Source organism: Micromonospora sp. NPDC049900 (assembly GCF_044461025.1).
GTDB lineage: Bacteria > Actinomycetota > Actinomycetes > Mycobacteriales > Micromonosporaceae > Micromonospora.
Map to the genome: position 1 here is coordinate 1 of NZ_JBITKM010000003.1, position 18,854 is coordinate 18,854.

The window sequence follows — 18,854 nt, forward strand, 5'->3', positions numbered from 1 at the left end:
GCCCCCGGGGGTCACTCTCTTTTGTGAGTCCCACCCCGCCCCCCCCCCCCCCAAAAAACCACCCAACACCCCCCCCCCCCCCCAGGGGGGTGGGGCAGGGTGGGGCGGGGCAGGGTGGGTGGGGTTGGGGGGGTTAGTCGCGGGTGGGGGTTTCGGCGGCGGTGCTGAGGTTGGGGGCGCTGGCGGGTTCGGCGATGCCGCCCGGGGTTCCGGCGAAGGACGGGTCCTGGGCGGTCTCGGCCGCGACGAGGGGCTGGTCCGGCGGCATGACGTCGGGCACCGTCGGTGCCACGATCACGGCGGTGCCGTAGGCGCAGATCTCCATCCACATCTCGCCGCAGTCGCGGCTGTCGAACCGCATGCCCACGACCGCGTTCGCGCCGAGCCGCCGGGCCTCCTCACCGAGCCGGGCCACCGAGTCGGTACGCCAGCGGGTGAGGTTGTCCGGGGCCGACGGGTCGTACGCGCCACCGCGCAGGTTCTTCACCCCCTCGCGGTAGGGGTTGCGGGTCCTGGCCATGGAGGAGACCACCTCGCCGAGGATCTGGCGGATCTCGTAGCCGGGAAGTTGGTCCGTCGTCACGACCAGCACGTTTCTGATGCTGGCAGTCGATGCGGGTCGCCAACGTGAGGGTTGTTCACCTGATCGGATGCTGCAAAACGACGCGGCGCGGACGGCGGGCGCGTAGCCCACCATCCGCGCCGACCGGGCGCTAACCGTCAGACACCGGCCACCGAGGTGATCCAGGCCCGGTTGAACGCGACACTGCCGTAGTTCTGGATGCTCACACCGTCGGCGGTCGAGGCGACGCCGACCTGCGCGCCGTTGTAGAACTGCGGGCCGCCCGAGTCGCCCCGCCAGGCGTTGCCGTTGACCCGGGTGCTCCGGATCGCCTGCCCGCCGTACGCGTCGGTGACGCTGGTGCTGGTCACCCGCACCGACGCGGTCTTGAGCTGGGGGGAGGCCGCGCAGCCGCTGTAGCAGGTCCGGCCCCAGCCGTAGATCGAGTTGGTGGAGTTGACCGGCGGGTTGCTGCTGGCGAGCGTCACGTAGCTGGTGCTCACCGCGCTGGACAGCCGCATCAGGGCCAGGTCGTAGCGGCCGTAGGTGGCGCTGACCGTGCGGGTGACGCCGCCGGAGGAGAGGTTCACGCTGCCCACCCGGACGGACATGCTGCTGCCGATGCAGTGTTGGGCGGTGAGCACCCACTGCGGGGCGATGATCGTGCCTGAGCAGGTGAACGAGCCGTTGCTGAACACGGCCGCCGCCCAGGGCGCCGAGGAGACGGTGCTGCCGCCGATGATGTACGGGCTGACGGGGGAGGCGACGGCGCCGGAACTGGCGCCGACGACGCCGACCATGGCTGTGGCGAAGGCCACGATCAGGGATCGGATGCGCATCGGTAGGGCTCCTTCGGGGTTCGGTGACTCGGGTTCACCGAGTCGATCTGCGCTGGCGGGAGGGGGTGAACCGCCACCGCTACGCCAATAAATCGACGTATGACGATGTACCGTAGGGCTCGGTGAGGTGTTTCACAAGAGGCGCATCGAAACAATCGGATGTAACAGCCGGATCGTCCGACGTCGGGGAAGGAGGGTCGATTGGTCCCCTGTCGCCCGCCCTGAGGGGGTCGAGACCCGTCCGGACCGGGCCTCCCGGCAACGAACCCGTATCGAGACTGCAACGAACCCGTATCGGTCCCGAAGGCCCCACGCGGGCACGGTCGGACACCGCCCGGACCGCGTCCGGCCGGTGCGTCTGGTGCCGTATCTGCCAGGTAGGCTGGCTGCGCTCGCCCGTTGTGGGTCGGCACCCAACTGCGTACACAGTCAGGAGTGCCCAGTGCCTCGCGTCGTCGTCGACGTCATGCTCAAGCCCGAGATCCTCGATCCTCAGGGCCAGGCCGTCGCAAACGCGCTGCCCCGGCTCGGCGTCAACGACGTCGCCTCGGTACGGATCGGCAGGCGGATCGAGATCGACTTCACCGGTGAACCGGACCTGGACCGGGCCCGGGAGATCGCCGACAAGTTGCTCGCCAACCCGGTCATCGAGGACTTCACCGTCCACCTGGTCGAGGCCGACGAAGCCGCGGACGCCCGCTCGTGACCGCCCGGGTCGGTGTGGTGACGTTCCCCGGCTCGCTCGACGACGGGGACGCGGCCCGGGCCGTCCGGATCGCCGGCGCGGAGCCGGTCCGCCTCTGGCACGGGGACGCGGAGCTGCACGGGGTGGACGCGGTCGTCCTGCCCGGCGGCTTCTCCTACGGTGACTACCTCCGTTGCGGTGCCATCGCCCGGTTCGCCCCGGTGATGGAGAGGGTCGTCGACGCCGCAGCGGGTGGCCTGCCGGTGCTCGGCATCTGCAACGGCTTCCAGATCCTCTGCGAGGCCCACCTGCTGCCCGGTGCGCTCACCCGCAACCAGCACCTGCACTTCCGCAATCGCGACCAGGTCCTGCGGATCGAGGCGACCGGCACGGCCTGGACGAACGTGTTCCAGCCCGGCCAGGAGGTGCTGATCCCGGTCAAGAACGGCGAGGGTTGCTACGTCGCCGACCCGGCGACGCTGGACGAGCTGGAGGCCGAGGGGCGGGTCGTCGCCCGGTACCTCGGCGGCAACCCGAACGGGTCGCAGCGCGACATCGCCGCGATCACCAACCCCGCCGGCAACGTGGTCGGCATCATGCCGCATCCCGAGCACGCGGTGGAGGCGCTCACCGGCCCCTCCCTCGACGGCCTCGGCTTCTTCACCTCGGTGCTCAAGCATCTGGTGGGGACGCCGGCGTGACCGTCGGCTGCGGGATCAACGGTCAGCTCATCCGCCCCGACGGCGGCGAGCGCAACGAGGAGATGTCATGACCACGCATCCGGACCCGGTACGGGAGACCCCGGAGGCATTCTCGGCCGCGCCGGTCCAGCCGAACCCGGCTGCCGCCGCGCCCTCGGCCGTCGTGCCCCGGCACGCCGCCGCGCAGGACGCCACCGACTGGACCGACGGGGTGGACACCGTCCCGGCCGCCGACGGCAGCCCGGACGAGCTACAGCCCTACGCCGAGCTCGGGCTCCGGGACGACGAGTACGACCGGATCCGGCACATCCTGGGCCGCCGGCCGACCCAGTCCGAGCTGGCGATGTACTCGATTATGTGGAGCGAGCACTGCTCCTACAAGTCGAGCAAGGTCCACCTGCGGCAGTTCGGCGAGAAGGCCCCGCCCAGCGACCGGTTGTTGGCCGGCATCGGCGAGAACGCCGGTGTGGTGCAGATCTCCGACGAGCTGGCGGTGACCTTCAAGGTCGAGTCGCACAACCACCCGAGCTTCGTCGAGCCGTACCAGGGCGCCGCCACCGGCGTCGGCGGCATCGTCCGCGACATCCTGGCCATGGGCGCCCGCCCGGTGGCGGTGATGGACCCGCTGCGCTTCGGTGCCGCCGACCACCCCGACACCGCCCGGGTGCTGCCCGGCGTGGTGGCCGGCGTCGGCGGGTACGGCAACTGTCTCGGCCTGCCCAACATCGGCGGCGAGGTCGTCTTCGACCCCTGCTACCAGGGCAACCCGCTGGTCAACGCGCTCTGCCTCGGCGTCCTTCCGGTGAGCCGTCTGCAGAACAAGGCCGCCGTCGGCCCCGGCAACGTCGTGGTGCTGATGGGCGCCAAGACCGGTCGGGACGGCATCGGCGGCGTCTCCGTCCTGGCCAGCGCCACCTTCAGCGAGGGCAGCGAGAAGCGTCGCCCGTCGGTGCAGGTCGGTGACCCGTTCATCGAGAAGTTGCTGATCGAGGCGTGCCTGGAGCTGTACGACGCCCAGCTCGTCGCCGGCATCCAGGACCTCGGCGGTGCCGGGCTGACCTGCGCGCTCACCGAGACCGCCGCGGCGGCCGGCACCGGCATGCGGGTCTGGCTGGAGCGGGTGCCGCTGCGCGAGCCGTCGATGGAGCCGCACGAGATCCTGGCCAGCGAGTCGCAGGAGCGGATGCTCCTGGTGGTCGAGCCCGACAAGCTCGACGCGGTGCTCAAGACCTGCGAGAAGTGGGGCGTACTGGCCACCGCCATCGGTGAGGTCACCGCGCCGCAGCCGGACGGCCAGCCCGGCCGCCTGCTGATCACCTGGCGGGACCACCTGGTGGTCGACGTGCCGCCGGGGTCGCTGGTGGACGACGGCCCGGTCTACGCCCGCCCGATGCGGGAGCCGGCAGACCTGATCCTGCTCCAGGCCGACCGGGCCGAGACGCTGCCCCGGCCGACCGACCCGGACGCGCTGCGCGAGACCCTGCTGCGCATGGTCGCCTCGCCGAACCTGGCCGACAAGACCTGGGTCACCGAGCAGTACGACCGGTACGTGCTGGGCAACACCGTGCTCGCCCAGCCGGAGGACTCGGGCGTGATCCGGATCGACGAGCGGACCGGCCTGGGCGTGGCGCTCTCGGTGGACGGCAACGGCCGGTACGCCCGGCTCGACCCGTACCACGGTGCCAAGCTGGCGCTGGCCGAGGCGTTCCGGAACGTCGCCGTCACCGGCGCGACGCCGATCGCGGTCACCGACTGCCTGAACTTCGGCTCGCCGGAGGACCCGGGCGTGATGTGGCAGTTCGCCGAGGCCGTGCGCGGCCTGGCGGACGGTTGCGCCGAGCTGGGCATCCCGGTCACCGGCGGCAACGTCAGCTTCTACAACCAGACCGGGGCGGCGGCCATCCACCCGACCCCGGTGGTCGGCGTGCTCGGCGTGCTGGAGAACGTGGCCGAGCGGGTCGCATCCGGCTTCGTCGCGCGCACCAACAACGACCACGACCAGCTCTTCCTGCTCGGTGAGACGCACGTGGAGCTCTCCGGCTCGGAGTGGGCCTGGGTCACCCACGAGCACCTCGGCGGCGTACCCCCGCAGGTCGATCTGGCGCGGGAGAAGCAGCTCGCCGGGCTGCTCGCCGCCGCCGCCCGGGTCGGTCACCTCAGCTCCGCGCACGACCTCTCCGACGGCGGTCTCGCGCAGAGCCTGGTGGAGTCCTGCCTGCGCCACGACGTCGGCGCGCGGATCGCGGTGCCGGAGCGGTTCGAGGGCGGCTCGATGCCGTTCGTCTTCCTGTTCAGCGAGTCCGCCGGTCGGGTGCTCGTCTCGGTGCCGCGTGGACACGAGAAGGCGTTCACCGCGCTCTGCGCCGAGCACGGCGTGCCGTGGGAGCTGATCGGGGTCACGGACTCCACCGCCGCCGCGCTCGAGGTGCACGGCCAGTTCCGGATCGAGCTGGACGAGCTGCGCGAGGCGCACACCAACACGCTGCCCAAGCTATTCGGGGGCGTGCAGCAGTTCGAGGTGACCGCGGCGGTGGCCGTCGAGACGCCGGCCGAGGACGAGGCACCCGAGACTGCCGGGTCCACGGACGACGCCCCGACCGCCGAGGCGGCTCCGGTCGCCGACGTGACGCCGGAAACCGCCGCCGTGGCGGACGAGGCGCCGACGTCGACGGACGAGGTCTCCCCGACCGACGGCCCGGTCGCCGAGCCCGAGGAGCCGACGACGCCGACCGCCGAGGCCGAGCCGGAGACCGCCACGGTCGCCGAGCGTCCGGCCGAGCGGGCGACGCCACCGGTCCGGGCGACCGCCGCCGGTGAGACCTCGCCGGTCGGGGACGACCCGGCAGACCGGGCCGGGGCCGAGGTTCCGCAGCCCGGTGCGACCGAACAGCCTGCCGCGCCCGACGAGCGCTGAGGCGGTGGCCTCGGCCGTCTTCGCCCAACCCGGATCGGGAGCCCGGTTCGACTGGGGCCTTGCCGGCGCGGCCGAACTGGGCCGGGTCTGCGCGGCACTGGTGGTGGTGGACGTGTTGTCGTTCACCACCACCGTCGAGGTGGCCGTCGGGCGGGGGATGCGGGTACACCCGTTCCCCTGGAGAGCCCAGGCCGCCGACTACGCACAGCGGATCGGCGCGGTGGTCGCGACCGGTCGCCGGCAGAGCGCCCGACATCCGTGGTCGCTGTCGCCCGCCGCGCTGAGCCGGGCACCCTTCGTCGCCGAGCTGGTGCTGCCCTCCCCGAACGGCTCGGCCATCAGCGCTGCCGCCAGCGCCACCGGCGTACCGGTGGTGGCCGCCAACCTGCGTAACGCCCGCGCCGTCGGGAGCTGGCTGCTGCGCCAGGGGTACGGCTCGACCACCGACCCGATCGGCGTGGTCGCCGCCGGCGAGCAGTGGCCGGACGGCTCGCTCAGGCCGTCGGTGGAGGACCAGCTCGGTGCGGCCTGCGTCCTGGACGCCGTCTCCGGGGTGCCGGGTGGCCTGTCGGTGGAGGCGGCGGTGGCACTCGCCGCGTTGGCCAGCACGCCGGACATCCCTGCGGCGGTCCGGGGCTGTGTGTCCGGCCGCGAGCTGATCGAGGCCGGCTTCTCCGACGACGTCGAGATCGCGGTACGGGTCGGCGACTCCGACGTGGTCCCGCTGCTGCGGCACGGCGTCTTCTCCGCCGCCTGACCGGGTCCCGTCCGGTCACCGTGGACCCCGTGTGAGACCGGGTCCACCGTCGACGACGAGAGCCGTGGACCTTCTCCGGTCCACGGCTCTGCTCGTCGGTGCTCCCGCATCAACGGGTACGCGGTATGGGTCGTCAGTCGTCCATCCAGTCCAGCCGACGCCCGCCCCGCTCCTGCCCCGGGCCGTCCGGCCGACCGCGACCGGCCTGCGCCGGATCGCCGTAGTAGCCGTCACCCTGCTGTTGCTGCTGCTCGTAGCTGTTGTCGTAGCCGCCGCGCTGACGTGGCGGCTCCTGGCCGTAGCCGCCGCCCTGGCCGTAGCCACCCTGCTCGTAGGCGTTGTCGTAACCACCGCGCTGCTGCGGTGGCTCCTGGCCGTAGCCGCCGCCCTGGCCGTAGCCACCCGGGGCGTACCCGGTGGGTTCGTTGTAGTTGTCGTAGCCCGCGCGCTGCTGCGGTGCTTCCTGGCCGTAGCCGGCGGGCTCGTGGTAGCCGCCGGTCGGCTCCGCGCCGTGGCCGTAACCGCCGGTCGGCTCGCCCCGGCCGTAGCCTCGGGTGCTGTCGCCGCCCTGGCCGTAACCGCCGGGCTCGCCCTGTCCGTAGCCTCGGGTGGTGTCGCCGCCCTGGCCGTAGCCGCCGGTCGGGTCACCCTGGCCGTAACCGCCGGTCGGGTCACCCTGGCCGTAGCCTCGGGTGCTGTCGCCGCCCTGGCCGTAGCCGCCGGTCGGCTCGCCCCGGCCGTAACCGCCGGGCTCGCCCTGGCCGTAACCCTGGCCACCCTCCGGCTGGTAGACGCCGGTCGCGTACGGGTCGGCCGGTGCCGGGTAACGGGTGTCGTCGCCCTGGTAGCGCCCGGTCGGCTCGTCGTACCGCTCGCCGCCGTAGCCGGCGGCGCCACCGGCACCGGCCGGCGGGTACTCGGACCCGCCGCCGCCCGCACCATAGTCACGGCTGCCGTAACCGCCACTTGAGGACGGGCTGGCGCCGTAGCCACCGCCCGAGGAGGGGGCGTTGCCGTATCCGCCGCCGGAGGAAGGAGCGTTGCCGTAACCCGGGCCGCCGCCGTAGCCGCCGCCCTGCTCGTCGCCGTAACCGCCCGACCATGCCTGGCCCGACCCGCCGGCCGCGCCGTACGGCTGCGGAGGTGCACCGTACGGGTCCGGCGGGACGTCGTCGACCACCGGCTGGTGCATCATCGTCGGCGCGTTGGCCAGCCCCGGACCACCCACCATGGTCGGGTCCGGAGTGGAGCCGACCCGGTTCACCACCCGGGTCTGGTCGTCCGCCCCAGCGAACGAGCCCCGGGCCGCGGGTACCGCTCCGGCCGGCGCTCCGCTGGTGGGCTCACCGTCGGGATCGGCGTCCTCGTTCTCCCGGCGCTTCATCCAGAGCAGCACGATCGTGCCGACACCGATCGCCACGAACAGACCGCCGAGCAGGATCAGCAGCCAGTTGCCGAAGCCGCCGGAGCTCTCGTTGCCGGCCGGGGCCTGGGCGACGGGGGTCTCACCGGGCGTCTGCGGCTCGTCGGTCTCGTCGTCCGCGAACGGGTCCTCGGTCGGCTCCACCGACTCGCTGGCCGAGGGGGTGGCGCTCGGGCTGGCCGAGGACTCGATGGGAAGCGTGATCCGCCGCCCGGTGATCTGCTGGCCGGCGTTGGCGGTGAAGCTGACCGTGGCCCGCTTGTCGCCGACACTCGCGCCGATGTCGATCCGGCCGGGCGCGATCGGGTTGTCGCTGTTGCCGGTGAAGCGGAAGTTGCCGTTGCCGTCGCTTGTGGTGTCCCGCTGCCGGCCGGCGCTGTCCACCAGCAGCACGTAGGCGTTCGGCACCGCGGCGCCGGACCGCTCCACGATCTTGCCCGCGATGGAACGCACCGACTGCGGCGCCTGGGAGGTGGGCGGGGCGTTGGGCCCGCGCACCGTCATGTCGCGCTCGTCGCCACCCTGGTCGCCACCGGCCCGGGCGGCGACCCGCACCCGACCGGAGCGCTCCTGACCGGCCGCCACGTCGCCCGCGACCAGGTTGACCGTGATCGACACCTCTTCGTTGGGCCCGATCACGCGCGCGGGGATGTTGCAGTCACCCTGGCAGCTCAGACCGTTGAAGGTGTTGACGGAGATGTTGAACGGCGTCGGCAGCTCGTTGTTGTTCTTGACCCGGAACGTCATCGACGTCTGCTGACCGGACTGGAGAGTGCCGTTCGGCAGGTTGGTGATCTGGACGTCCGGGTTCGCGGCGAGTGCGGGTGTGGCGGGGACGGCGAGTAGGGCACCGACAATCAGCGCTACGACCACACCGGCCCGCTTTTGCCAGGCTCGTCGGTGTGTTGACACGTCCACCGCCTTCCGGACTGACCTCCTCGGACCGGCGAGCGCCGGCCGAAGGAACATCACGGTACGAATACGCCGTCGGCAACTATGCCTTGTCGGGGCGGATCGGCGCGACCCAGGGCCATCGTGACGCGCCGGGCGGCCGGGCCGTATCGTCCCGTCGTGTCCTCTCCGTACATTAAGTCCGCCGCGGTGGCCGCGGCGCTGTCGGCGCTCGACGAGGGGCGCGCGCCCGAACGGCCGGTGCTCCGAGCGGCGGTCAGGGCCCTCCTGACCACCCTCGCGGAGCGCGCCCCCGGCCGATCGGTGGAGGTGCGTGTCCCACCTTACGGTGCAGTTCAGTGTGTTCCGGGGCCGCGACACACCCGCGGTACTCCGCCGAACACGGTGGAGATGGATCCGCAGACGTGGGTCGCCCTCGCCACCGGACGCCTCGACTGGGAGCGGGCCGTCACGGAGGGTCGCGTACGGGCGAGTGGTACGCGGGCGGATCTGTCCGCGTACCTGCCGCTCGAACTGGAGTGACGCCTGTGACGTGATGACACTGCGGGGCATCAGTGTGACTGTATGTGGCGACATGGATTCGCGTACACTGTCAGGCGACGACAGTGTGGTTCCGGCCGATGCAGCGTGGAGCGGCCCCGGTGGCTCCGCCAGGCCAGTCCAGACCAGCAAGAGGGAGCGGCAGGTGCCCCGAGGCGACGGCCGGCTGAGCCACGACCTTGATCCCCAACGACCAGGCCCCCAGGACGCGTGCGGCGTCTTCGGCGTCTGGGCGCCCGGGGAAGAGGTCGCCAACCTGACCTACTTCGGGCTGTACGCGTTGCAGCACCGGGGCCAGGAGGCCGCCGGAATAGCGGTCAGCGACGGTTCCGGCGTGGTGGTCTACAAGGATCTCGGCCTGGTCGCCCAGGTCTTCGACGAGCCGACGTTGGCGAGCCTGCGCGGGCACGTCGCCATCGGTCACACCCGATACTCGACCACCGGTGCCTCGAACTGGGAGAACGCCCAGCCGACCATCCGGGCGACCAGCTCGGGCACCACGATCGCGCTGGCCCACAACGGCAACCTGGTCAACACCGCCGACCTCCAGCGTGAGGTCGCCGAGCGGGGTCTGGGCACCGACGGTTCGACCAACGACACCTCACTGGTCACCATGTTGCTGGCCAGCCGTCCTGATCTCTCCGTCGAGGCCGCCGCGCTGGAGGTGCTGCCGCAGTTGCGGGGCGCGTTCAGCTTCGCCTTCATGGACGAGTCGACGCTGTACGCCGCCCGTGACCCGCACGGGGTGCGTCCGCTGGTGCTCGGTCGCCTGGAGCGGGGCTGGGTGGTGGCCAGCGAGACCGCGGCGCTGGACATCGTCGGGGCGAGCGTGGTCCGCGAGGTCGAGCCCGGCGAGCTGATCGCGATCGACGCCGAGGGGCTGCGGTCCAACCGGTTCGCCGCGCCCGAGCCCAAGGGCTGTCTCTTCGAGTACGTCTACATCGCCCGCCCGGACGCGACCATCGCCGGGCGCAACGTGCACTCGGCCCGGGTGCAGATCGGCCGCCAGTTGGCCAAGGAGCACCCGGTCGAGGCGGACATGGTCATCCCGGTGCCCGAGTCGGGCACGCCGGCCGCCATCGGCTACGCCGAGGAGTCCGGCATCACCTACGGCGCCGGCCTGATGAAGAACCCGTACGTCGGGCGTACCTTCATCCAGCCGTCGCAGACCCTGCGTCAACTCGGCATCCGACTCAAGCTCAACCCGCTGCGCGAGAACGTACGCGGTAAGCGTCTGGTCGTGGTCGACGACTCGATCGTGCGGGGTAACACCCAGCGCGCGATCGTCCGGATGCTCCGCGAGGCCGGCGCGGTGGAGGTGCACGTCCGCATCTCCTCGCCGCCGGTCTCCTGGCCCTGTTTCTACGGCATCGACTTCGCCACCCGCGCCGAGCTGCTCGCCAACGGCCTCGACAACGAGGGCATCCGGCGGTCCATCGGCGCCGACACGTTGGGTTACGTCTCGTTGCCCGGACTGATCGCCGCGACCGAGCAGCCGAAGACCCGGCTGTGTCGGGCCTGCTTCGACGGGGAGTACCCGATCGAGCTGCCCGTCGGCAACCTCATCGGCAAGCACGTGCTCGAAGGGATCAGCCGCCGGGTCGCGAACCGCGTCGACGACGACGCCGGTGAGCAGGCCGGCACGACGGCCCGCACCGACGCGAAGATGTCGGCGACCACACACCGCCCATAGCACCATCCGGCTGCGGCGCCGGTCACCGCCGACGCGGCCGCCGAGAACCACTAAGGGGAGAACCGTGACGCACGTGTCCGAGCGCAGCGGCGCAGGAAGCAGCCCGAGCGGCGCCGGCGGCGACCGTCAGCCCTGGACGGGCGGGACCGGCCGTCCCGCTCGCAAACGTTCCGTCTCGTACGCGGACGCCGGCGTGTCGATCGAGGCGGGCGACCGCGCGGTCGAGCTGCTCAAGTCCAAGGTGAAGCAGACCCGTCGGCCGGAGGTGATGGGCGACCTCGGCGGCTTCGCCGGCCTGTTCCGGCTGGACACCACGAAGTACAAGAACCCGATCCTGGCCTCCTCCACCGACGGTGTCGGCACCAAGCTGGTGATCGCCCAGCAGTTGGACATCCACGACACGGTCGGCATCGACCTGGTCGCGATGGTCGTCGACGACCTGGTGGCCTGCGGGGCCGAGCCGCTGTTCCTGCTGGACTACATCGCCACCGGCGAGGTCGTGCCGGACCGGGTCGCCGAGATCGGCGCCGGTATCGCCGACGGCTGCCGGTACGCGGGCTGCGCGCTGCTCGGTGGCGAGACCGCCGAGCACCCGGGTGTGCTGCGCCCCGACGAGTACGACATCTCGGCCACCGGTGTCGGTGTGGTGGAGGAGAGCGAGATCCTCAGCCGGGAGCGGGTCGAGGTGGGTGACGTGGTGATCGCCATGCGCTCGTCCGGCCTGCACTCCAACGGCTACTCCCTGGTCCGGCACGTGCTGCTGGGTGCCGGCCGGATGCGGTTGGACGTGGTGATCGACGACTTCGGCCGGCAGCGCACCCTCGGCGAGGAGCTGCTGACCCCGACCAAGATCTACGCGCAGGACTGCCTCAAGCTGATCGCCGAGGCGGAGGTGCGGTCGCTGGCCCACGTCACCGGTGGAGGCATCCCCGGCAACCTGGTGCGCATCCTGCCCGAGCACGTGGACGCCGTGGTCAACCGCGCCACCTGGAAGCCACAGCCGATCTTCGACCTGATCCAGTCCAAGGGGCGGATCGAGGACCCGGAGATGGAGGCGACCTTCAACATGGGCGTCGGGATGTTCGCGATCGTCTCGGCCGAGGACGCCGACCGGGCACTGGCCACGCTGACCGGCCGCGGGGTGGACGCCTGGCAGGCTGGCGAGATCATCGAGGGCACCGGCGAGGTGCAGATGGTCGGGCAGCACACCCGGGGCTGATCATCTGACGCAGATCGTCCGACCACCTGGTCGGGGGTTCACCCGAGTGGCCGTCGCGGCCTAGCCTTGAGGCTGCTTCGGAGCTGTGGGTGCGCCCGTGCCGTGGTGCGCCCGGCAGCAGCCGTCAACCGGTGAGGAGGGCGATGGCTGCACGGGGACGGTCGTTGCGTGGGATGCGGGGTCTTTCCGCTGTCCCGTCGTACGTCGTGATGCAGCCCACCACCCTGTGCAATCTGGATTGCGCGTACTGCTATCTGCCGTTCCGGGCCGCCGACCGGCGGATGCCGGTGGCGGTGGCGGAGGCGGTGGCCGCCTCGGTGAACCCGTGGGCTGCCTCGGGGCGGTTCTCGGTGGTCTGGCACGGTGGGGAGCCGCTCGCGGCGGGCCGGGAGCGGCTGGCGGCGTTGATGGCGCCCTTCGCCGCCGAGGTGGAGCACCACGTGCAGACCAACGCCACGCTGATCGACGACGCGTGGTGCGAGTTCTTCGCGGCGCACCGGATCCGGGTCAGCGTCAGCGTGGACGGTCCCCGGGCGCGCAACGGGGACCGGGTGACCCGGGCGGGGCACCCGGCGTACGACCGGATCGTCCGGGGGGTGGCGGCGCTGCGCCGGCACGGCCTGCCGTTCTCGGCGCTGGCCGTGGTGAACGACCCGTCGCCGGAGCGTGCGGCGGAGCTGTACGCCTACTTCCTCGACCTCGGCTGCGAGGTGCTCGGGGTCAACATCGAGGAGACCGAGGGCGTCAACACCCGTGACAACGCCCACGACGTCGCTGCGGTGACCGGGTTCTGGGCCGAGCTGGTCGCGGCCTGGCGTCGCGATCCGCGGATCCACCTGCGGGAGGTCGAGTGGTCGCTGCGGTACGCCGCCGCGGTTCTCGACGGTACGGCGGACGGCCTGCTGCCGGCCAGCCTCGACCCGATCCCCACCGTGGCGTACGACGGCGCGGTGGTGGTGCTCTCACCCGAGCTGGCCGGCTTCACCGATCCGCGCCACGGCGACTTCAGCAGCGGGAACGTTCTGGCCACGCCGTTGCACACGATCCTCGCCGGTGCGGCCGGCACGAGCTGGGTCGGCGAGTTCCTGAGCGGCGTGGAAGCCTGCCGCTCGTCCTGCCCGTACTTCGGCTTCTGTGGCGGAGGCCACGCGGCCAACCGCTACTTCGAGCTGGGCCGTTTCGACGGTACGGAGACCGAGCACTGCCGCAACAGCAAGATCCGCCTACTGGAGGGAGTGTTGGATCATGCCCGAGACCACAAGTCACCGGGAGCCGGAGCGGGTGACGGGTAACGAGGTCGACCAGGTCACCGACCGGGTACGGGAGGCCGCTGCCGGGCTCACCGCGCTGCTTCGGGAGGCAGAGGCCGCACGACGGCTACGGGCGGAGGTGACGGGTGGCGACGGGGCGAGCGCGGTCTGCGCCTGGAACCACTTCGAGAACATCCCGACGTTCTACAACTGGAACAACCGGCCTCGCTGACCGGCCGGAGTCGAGGGCCCGCCACGCTCCCGGAATACCTCCGGGCGTGGCAGGCCCTTGAGCGTCGGGTGGTACGCCGCCGCATGCCGGGCACATACGTGAGCACGCGGGGAGTTACCGCGTGCTCGGATGTGACCGGGGGTCAGCGGGTGGGACGGACCCAGGTGTCCGGGTCGTCCTCGGCGTGGTCCTCATCATCGTCGACGTACTCTTTGTCGTCGTCGAAGTGGTGGTCCGACTTGCCGCTGCCGCCGAGTTCTCGCTGCAAGGCGGCGAGGTCGGTGTTCGGGGAGTGATACTTCAGCTCCCGGGCCACCTTTGTCTGCTTGGCCTTAGCACGGCCGCGCCCCATGGCTCGACCCCCTCGCACAGAATGCGGGGCAGCCCGAAGGCGGGCCCCGATGACGTCAGGCATCTCTCGTGGCTCTTACGGTACATGGGGATGCCACCGTTCGGCACCTCGGGTTACCGTCTACCGCCGCCGCGCGTGGCGGTCAACCGGTCGTCACCCATTGTACCCGGTAAGGAGCGATGCCGGGAACGGTCCTGACACGGGGTAAATCCTCACGAACGCGTCGTATCTTCAGTTTAGCCGGATACGCCCGTTGAGGGCGGAAGCAACGCGGCCCGCCCCCAACGCGCGCCGGATTCACCGCAGATGAATCGTGCGCAGCCGGCCGATGTCGGCCATCCGCCGCTCGGCCAGCCGGTCGGCCGCCACGGCGGGCGGTACGCCGTCGGTGTCGGCGAGCCGGAGGATCTCCCGCGTGGTGTCGAAGATGCGGGTCGCCCGCAGCTTGGCGCGGTCGAAGTCGAAGCCCTCGATCTCGTCCGCGACCTGGATCACACCACCGGCGTTCACCACGTAGTCCGGGGCGTAGAGGATGCCCCGGTCGGCGAGCAGCTTCTCCACGCCCGAGTGGGCGAGCTGGTTGTTGGCCGCCCCGGCGACCACCTTCGCCCGCAGCGCGCCCACCGTGTCGTCGTCCAGGGCGCCGCCCAGCGCGCAGGGCGCGTACACGTCGATGTCGGCGGCGGCCAGCGCGGACGCGTCCTCGACCAGCGTCACCTCGGGGTGGGTGGTCCGGGCCCAGTCCAGCGCGCGGGGGCTCACGTCGGTCGCCACCACCTCGGCGCCGTCCTCCAGCAGGTGGCCGACCAGGTACTTGCCGACCTTGCCCAGGCCGGCCACACCGACCCGCCTGCCGTGCAGCGTGGGGACCCCCCAGACGTGCTCGGCCGCCGCCCGCATGCCCTGGAAGACGCCCCAGGCGGTGAGGATCGAGGAGTCACCGGCTCCGCCGTGCTCGACGCTGCGGCCGGTGACGTAGCGCGTCTCGCGGGCGATCACGTCCATGTCCGGCACGTACGTGCCGACGTCGCAGGCGGTGTAGTAGCGCCCGCCCAGCGACTCCACGAAGCGGCCGTACGCGCGCAGCAGCGCCTCGCTCTTGATCTGGTCGGGGTCACCCCAGATGACCGCCTTGCCGCCGCCCAGGTCCAGCCCGGCGAGAGCGTTCTTGTACGCCATGCCGCGGGACAGGTCGAGCACGTCGGCGAGGGCGGCCTCCTCGCTCGCGTACGGGTAGAAGCGGGTGCCACCCAGCGCCGGGCCCAGCGCGGTGGAGTAGATCCCGATGATCGCCTTCAGGCCGGTCTGCTTGTCCTGGCAGAACACGACCTGCTCGTGGCCCGTGGATTCCGGGTCGTCGGAAGTGGCGAATACGCCCATGACTGGCTCCTGTGTCGGCGGGCGTCCTTGTGGGACGCGGACCTCGGTCGAGCCGGCGGGGATGCTGCCGGTGGTGCGAGCCTAGTATCGGCGGGCGTCGGTCGGCCTCTCCCGGGCGTCCGCATCCCGCCCAGCGGGCGTCCGCACCGGGCGTCCGCTGCTCCCGCCGTCGGGCGCATAGCGGGCTCGAAAGCCCCGTTTCGGCTCGCCACGCGGCACCACCCGGGTGACGCCGAGCAACCCTCGGCTTGCCGTTCGTGGGAGGATCGCGCCGTGCCGTCGCTCTTCGCCTCATACCTGCGCGTGTACGAGCCGCTGACCGCCTTCGATCGCGATCGTCAGGCGTACTGGCGGCGCTACGTCGAGCAGGGGCGGGCGGTGGCGCCGGTGGAGGGGCCGGTGCGGCAGCGGACCTCGGTGATCGAGGCGCTCGGTGCCGGCTGGACCCGGCTGCCCGACCTGCCCGACGAGGCGTACGTGCTGGAGACGGACGAGACGCTGCTGGTGTGCCCGTGGAACCTGCGCATCCGGGTGGCCGAGGCCGCGCTGAGCGCCCGGGACGGGGTGCCGGCGGTGCTGGCCGACGCGTTCGTGCCCCCGGTGCTGGCCGGGCAGGCCAAGGCCGTGGTGGACGACTGGCGCAGCGGGGCCCGGGTGCTGGAGCACGGCGTACCCCGGGTGCACGAGCAGATCGCCACCTGGGGCGTGCCGCTGCGCTGGTTCGTGCTGTTCGAGGCGCAGGAGCGCCATCACGTGACCGCGCCGGAGCGCCGCTCGCTGCGCTTCCGGACGGAGATCTCCAAGGCGCGCCGCCGGTCGTCGCGCGCGCTGTCGGTGCTGCGCAAGTCGGTGGGGGACGCGCCCATCACCGAGGCGGTCGAGGAGGCCGCCCGGTGGTTGGAGGAGTTCCATCCCCGTTCGGTGGTGGAGCTGGACTACGGGGGTCTGGTCGAGTTGCTCTCCGACGAGACGCTCGCCGAGGACGACTCGGCGGAACTCGTCGCCGCCGGACTCGCCGGACTGTCCCGCGGCGAGGCGGAAGAGGCGTCTGCGGCGTACGACAAGCTCGTCGCGCGCTGGCGGGCCGTGCAACTTCTGGAACGCTGCAACTAGTCCGCTTTTGCCCAAATTTCGGGCTGTAACATGAGGTGCTCTCGTAGTTGTTGCGTCACGAACCGTGACTATGAGTCCGAATAAGGTACTTTCTGGCGTGTAAAAGTCGTATAAATCGGGCATGGTTCATCCGTCCGTCTAGGGACGTTCGGCCGTTCGGCCCATGTCGGACATCGGGGACTAGCCGGACCATGGGAGACGCGTCGGCCGGCGGGACCCCGGCCGATGTCTCTACATGTGGAGGAGTGACCGATGGCATCGCGAACGCACGAACCAGAGCCGCTACTCACACCGGCCGAGGTGGCGTCGATGTTCCGTGTCGACCCGAAGACGGTGACCCGCTGGGCGAAGGCCGGCAAGCTGAGCGCCATCCGGACCCTGGGCGGCCACCGCCGGTATCGCGAGTCCGAGGTCAGGGCGCTGTTGCAGGGGCAGATCCCGCAGCAGCGCCAGGGGGACTGACTGGCCGGTAGATAGCAGCAACGCGAAGGGCGACGGATCCACGGATCCGTCGCCCTTCGTCATGTTCCGATCCGGTGCGGCACCGGCCTCAACCGGTCAACTCGACCCGGATCCCCACCGTGCCGCCGGTGCCCCGACGCAGTCGGCTGCCGAGCAGCGTCAGCCGCCCGATCACTCGGTACTTCTGCTTGATCAGCCCCCGGATGCGATCGGTCGCTCCGGGGTCGTAGAGGCTCGCCCGGGCGGGCACCGCCTCGCCATGGGGTCGACCGCGCACGTCGCACGGCGCCACCGTGACATCCCCACTGCGCCGGATCCGCTTCACCTTGCCGGCGTCCGCCGCAGACCACACCGCCAGGGCGTCGCCGTCGCGTACCGCCCAGACCGGGGTCGGCACCGCGCGGCCGTCCTTGCGGAAGGTCGTGAGGAGTATGTACTTCTCCGCCGCGAGGCGGTCCAACGTGGTCACGTCGCCCAGGATACGGGCGTCACGCCTGACTGAGCAGCCCGTTAGCGTTACGGACGTGACGGGGGAACCAAAGATCGGTGACGTCTTCGGGGAACTGCTGCGCGACGCGCTGGCGGTGGCGACCGGGGTCGGTCCCCGGCCGCTGGCCGGCGGGCGCCTGCCCCGACCGGTCATCGAGATCATCGAGCGGGACGACGGGCTGGTCAACGGTGCGCCCGCCGCCCACTACCTGGCCGGGCCGCAGGAGTGGCAACCACACGACCATCGGGCCGTGGACCGGGTCCGGGGCGCGACCCTGGACGTCGGAGTCGGCGCCGGCCGGATCGCACTGCTGTTGCAGGAGCGCGGCGTACCGGTGACCGGGCTGGACGTCTCGCCCGGCGCGCTCGCGGTGTGCCGACGTCGGGGCGTACGCGACCTGGTGCACGGCACGGTCGACGAGCACTGCGCCGACGGGCGGCGCTATGACACGTTCCTGCTGCTCGGCAACAACCTGGGCCTGTTCGAGGGCCGGGAACGCGCTCCCGCCTTCCTGGCGGCCCTGGCCGCGATGGCCAACCCCGGGGCGCAGGTGATCGCGCACGGCACCGACCCGTACGGCACCACCGATCCGGTGCACAGCGGCTACCACGAGCGCAACCGTCGACGGGGCCGCCTCGGCGGACAGCTCCGGCTGCGGCTGCGCTACCGCGAACTCGGTACGCCCTGGTTCGACTACCTGGTCTGCTCGCCGGACGAACTCGCCGAACTGGTCCGGGGCACCGCCTGGCGACTGACCGACGTGGACGACCGCGACGCCCCGTACTACCTGGCGACGCTGCGCCTGGGCACCCGGATGTAAGGAAGGGTCCCCTGCTATGCCGTAGGCGTTAGCAGGGGACCCTTCCTTACATCCGACCCGGAGCGTCAGACCTGGACGGTCGGGGGGAGCTGCTCGGGCGGCAGGCCGCCGTCGCCGTCGACGACCTCGTCGGGCTGGCCGTCCTCGTCGATGTCGACCATCGTGACGTCCACCTTGCCGTCGCCGTCGGTGTCGAACTGGAACAGGTCGGCCTTACCGTCACCGTCGGTGTCGACCACCCAGACGTCGGTACGGCCGTCGTTGTTGGTGTCGGCGCGCAGCAACTCGATGCGCTCGTCGCCGCGCGTCTCGACGGTCTCCTGGGTGCCCGCGTCGCCCGTGGTCTCCGGTGCCTGACTCATCTGTTCGTCCTTCCCTTGGCTGTCGGCGGTCTGTACCCGATCCCGTCCGCCCCCACGCATCGGGCCCGGTCGGTGCTGCATAGGGTCGCAGCATGACTGAGCGGAGCGTACGGGCCGATTGCGGCGTAGCGGCGATCCCGCGCGTCGG

General features: G+C 71.5%; 19 protein-coding genes. 12 read left to right on the plus strand and 7 right to left on the minus strand.

The features are described from left to right. Window positions 1–133 precede the first annotated feature (133 nt). Window positions 134–697: a YbjQ family protein gene (locus tag ACIBMZ_RS08270; RefSeq protein ID WP_396691916.1), complete on the minus strand. Its 564-nt coding sequence runs from the start codon at window positions 695–697 to the stop codon at window positions 134–136. Between the two features lie 23 nt (window positions 698–720). Beyond that, window positions 721–1,401 (minus strand): S1 family peptidase, encoded by a 681-nt coding sequence (locus ACIBMZ_RS08275; RefSeq protein WP_396691917.1) that lies wholly within the window; start codon window positions 1,399–1,401, stop codon window positions 721–723. A 442-nt stretch (window positions 1,402–1,843) separates the two neighbouring features. Between ACIBMZ_RS08275 and purS the strand changes: the two genes are divergently transcribed. The 4 genes from purS (at window position 1,844) to ACIBMZ_RS08295 (ending at window position 6,458) form a co-directional block, all read left to right on the plus strand. Continuing rightward, window positions 1,844–2,107, plus strand: coding sequence for a phosphoribosylformylglycinamidine synthase subunit PurS (gene purS, locus ACIBMZ_RS08280; RefSeq protein ID WP_131051412.1), 264 nt, complete (start codon window positions 1,844–1,846; stop codon window positions 2,105–2,107). Then, window positions 2,104–2,787, plus strand: coding sequence for a phosphoribosylformylglycinamidine synthase subunit PurQ (gene purQ / locus ACIBMZ_RS08285; protein ID WP_396691918.1), 684 nt, complete (start codon window positions 2,104–2,106; stop codon window positions 2,785–2,787). The genes purS and purQ overlap by 4 nt, the downstream gene beginning before the upstream one ends. A 67-nt stretch (window positions 2,788–2,854) precedes the next feature. Further along, on the plus strand, window positions 2,855–5,701 hold the full coding sequence (gene purL / locus ACIBMZ_RS08290; RefSeq protein WP_396691919.1) for a phosphoribosylformylglycinamidine synthase subunit PurL: 2,847 nt from the start codon (window positions 2,855–2,857) through the stop codon (window positions 5,699–5,701). Window positions 5,702–5,705: 4 nt separating this feature from the next. Continuing rightward, window positions 5,706–6,458: a 2-phosphosulfolactate phosphatase gene (locus ACIBMZ_RS08295; protein ID WP_396692688.1), complete on the plus strand. Its 753-nt coding sequence runs from the start codon at window positions 5,706–5,708 to the stop codon at window positions 6,456–6,458. Window positions 6,459–6,591: 133 nt separating this feature from the next. Here the strand turns inward: ACIBMZ_RS08295 and ACIBMZ_RS08300 are convergent, their stop codons facing one another. Beyond that, complete coding sequence (locus ACIBMZ_RS08300; protein ID WP_396691920.1) at window positions 6,592–8,754, minus strand: carboxypeptidase-like regulatory domain-containing protein; 2,163 nt, start codon at window positions 8,752–8,754, stop codon at window positions 6,592–6,594. Window positions 8,755–8,982: 228 nt separating this feature from the next. On the opposite strand from ACIBMZ_RS08300, the gene ACIBMZ_RS08305 reads away from it, so the two are divergent. The 5 genes from ACIBMZ_RS08305 (at window position 8,983) to amcA (ending at window position 13,727) form a co-directional block, all read left to right on the plus strand. After that, window positions 8,983–9,315: a sterol carrier family protein gene (locus tag ACIBMZ_RS08305; RefSeq protein WP_396692690.1), complete on the plus strand. Its 333-nt coding sequence runs from the start codon at window positions 8,983–8,985 to the stop codon at window positions 9,313–9,315. A 163-nt stretch (window positions 9,316–9,478) separates the two neighbouring features. Then, the gene (purF, locus tag ACIBMZ_RS08310) at window positions 9,479–11,026 is read left to right on the plus strand and encodes an amidophosphoribosyltransferase (protein WP_396691921.1); all 1,548 of its coding nucleotides are present in this window, start codon (window positions 9,479–9,481) and stop codon (window positions 11,024–11,026) included. 64 nt (window positions 11,027–11,090) lie between these two features. Then, window positions 11,091–12,245, plus strand: a complete 1,155-nt coding sequence (gene purM / locus ACIBMZ_RS08315; protein WP_396691922.1) for a phosphoribosylformylglycinamidine cyclo-ligase — start codon at window positions 11,091–11,093, stop codon at window positions 12,243–12,245. 173 nt (window positions 12,246–12,418) lie between these two features. Continuing rightward, window positions 12,419–13,537, plus strand: coding sequence for a cyclophane-forming radical SAM peptide maturase AmcB (gene amcB / locus ACIBMZ_RS08320; RefSeq protein ID WP_396692692.1), 1,119 nt, complete (start codon window positions 12,419–12,421; stop codon window positions 13,535–13,537). After that, entirely contained in the window at window positions 13,491–13,727 is a 237-nt protein-coding gene (gene amcA / locus ACIBMZ_RS08325) for a multiple cyclophane-containing RiPP AmcA (protein ID WP_396691923.1), read from the plus strand. The genes amcB and amcA overlap by 47 nt, the downstream gene beginning before the upstream one ends. Before the next feature lie 142 nt (window positions 13,728–13,869). Here the strand turns inward: amcA and ACIBMZ_RS08330 are convergent, their stop codons facing one another. Both ACIBMZ_RS08330 and ACIBMZ_RS08335 read right to left on the minus strand, forming a co-directional pair. Beyond that, window positions 13,870–14,079, minus strand: coding sequence for a DUF3073 domain-containing protein (locus ACIBMZ_RS08330; protein ID WP_131051420.1), 210 nt, complete (start codon window positions 14,077–14,079; stop codon window positions 13,870–13,872). A gap of 297 nt (window positions 14,080–14,376) precedes the next feature. Beyond that, window positions 14,377–15,459, minus strand: coding sequence for a Glu/Leu/Phe/Val dehydrogenase (locus tag ACIBMZ_RS08335; protein WP_396691924.1), 1,083 nt, complete (start codon window positions 15,457–15,459; stop codon window positions 14,377–14,379). Window positions 15,460–15,732: 273 nt separating this feature from the next. Between ACIBMZ_RS08335 and ACIBMZ_RS08340 the strand changes: the two genes are divergently transcribed. Next, a complete protein-coding gene (locus ACIBMZ_RS08340) occupies window positions 15,733–16,572 on the plus strand; it encodes a hypothetical protein (RefSeq protein ID WP_396691925.1) in 840 nt (279 codons plus the stop codon). 252 nt (window positions 16,573–16,824) lie between these two features. Continuing rightward, window positions 16,825–17,034 carry a BldC family transcriptional regulator gene (locus tag ACIBMZ_RS08345; protein ID WP_007073996.1) on the plus strand — a complete coding sequence of 70 codons (210 nt, stop codon included), beginning with the start codon at window positions 16,825–16,827 and terminating at the stop codon, window positions 17,032–17,034. A gap of 88 nt (window positions 17,035–17,122) precedes the next feature. On the opposite strand, the gene ACIBMZ_RS08350 is transcribed toward ACIBMZ_RS08345, so the two are convergent. Then, window positions 17,123–17,503 (minus strand): PPOX class F420-dependent oxidoreductase, encoded by a 381-nt coding sequence (locus ACIBMZ_RS08350; protein WP_396691926.1) that lies wholly within the window; start codon window positions 17,501–17,503, stop codon window positions 17,123–17,125. A 55-nt stretch (window positions 17,504–17,558) separates the two neighbouring features. On the opposite strand from ACIBMZ_RS08350, the gene ACIBMZ_RS08355 reads away from it, so the two are divergent. Next, window positions 17,559–18,344 carry a class I SAM-dependent methyltransferase gene (locus ACIBMZ_RS08355; protein ID WP_396691927.1) on the plus strand — a complete coding sequence of 262 codons (786 nt, stop codon included), beginning with the start codon at window positions 17,559–17,561 and terminating at the stop codon, window positions 18,342–18,344. Between the two features lie 65 nt (window positions 18,345–18,409). Here the strand turns inward: ACIBMZ_RS08355 and ACIBMZ_RS08360 are convergent, their stop codons facing one another. Then, complete coding sequence (locus ACIBMZ_RS08360) at window positions 18,410–18,706, minus strand: hypothetical protein (protein ID WP_350697571.1); 297 nt, start codon at window positions 18,704–18,706, stop codon at window positions 18,410–18,412. Between the last annotated feature and the right edge of the window lie 148 nt (window positions 18,707–18,854).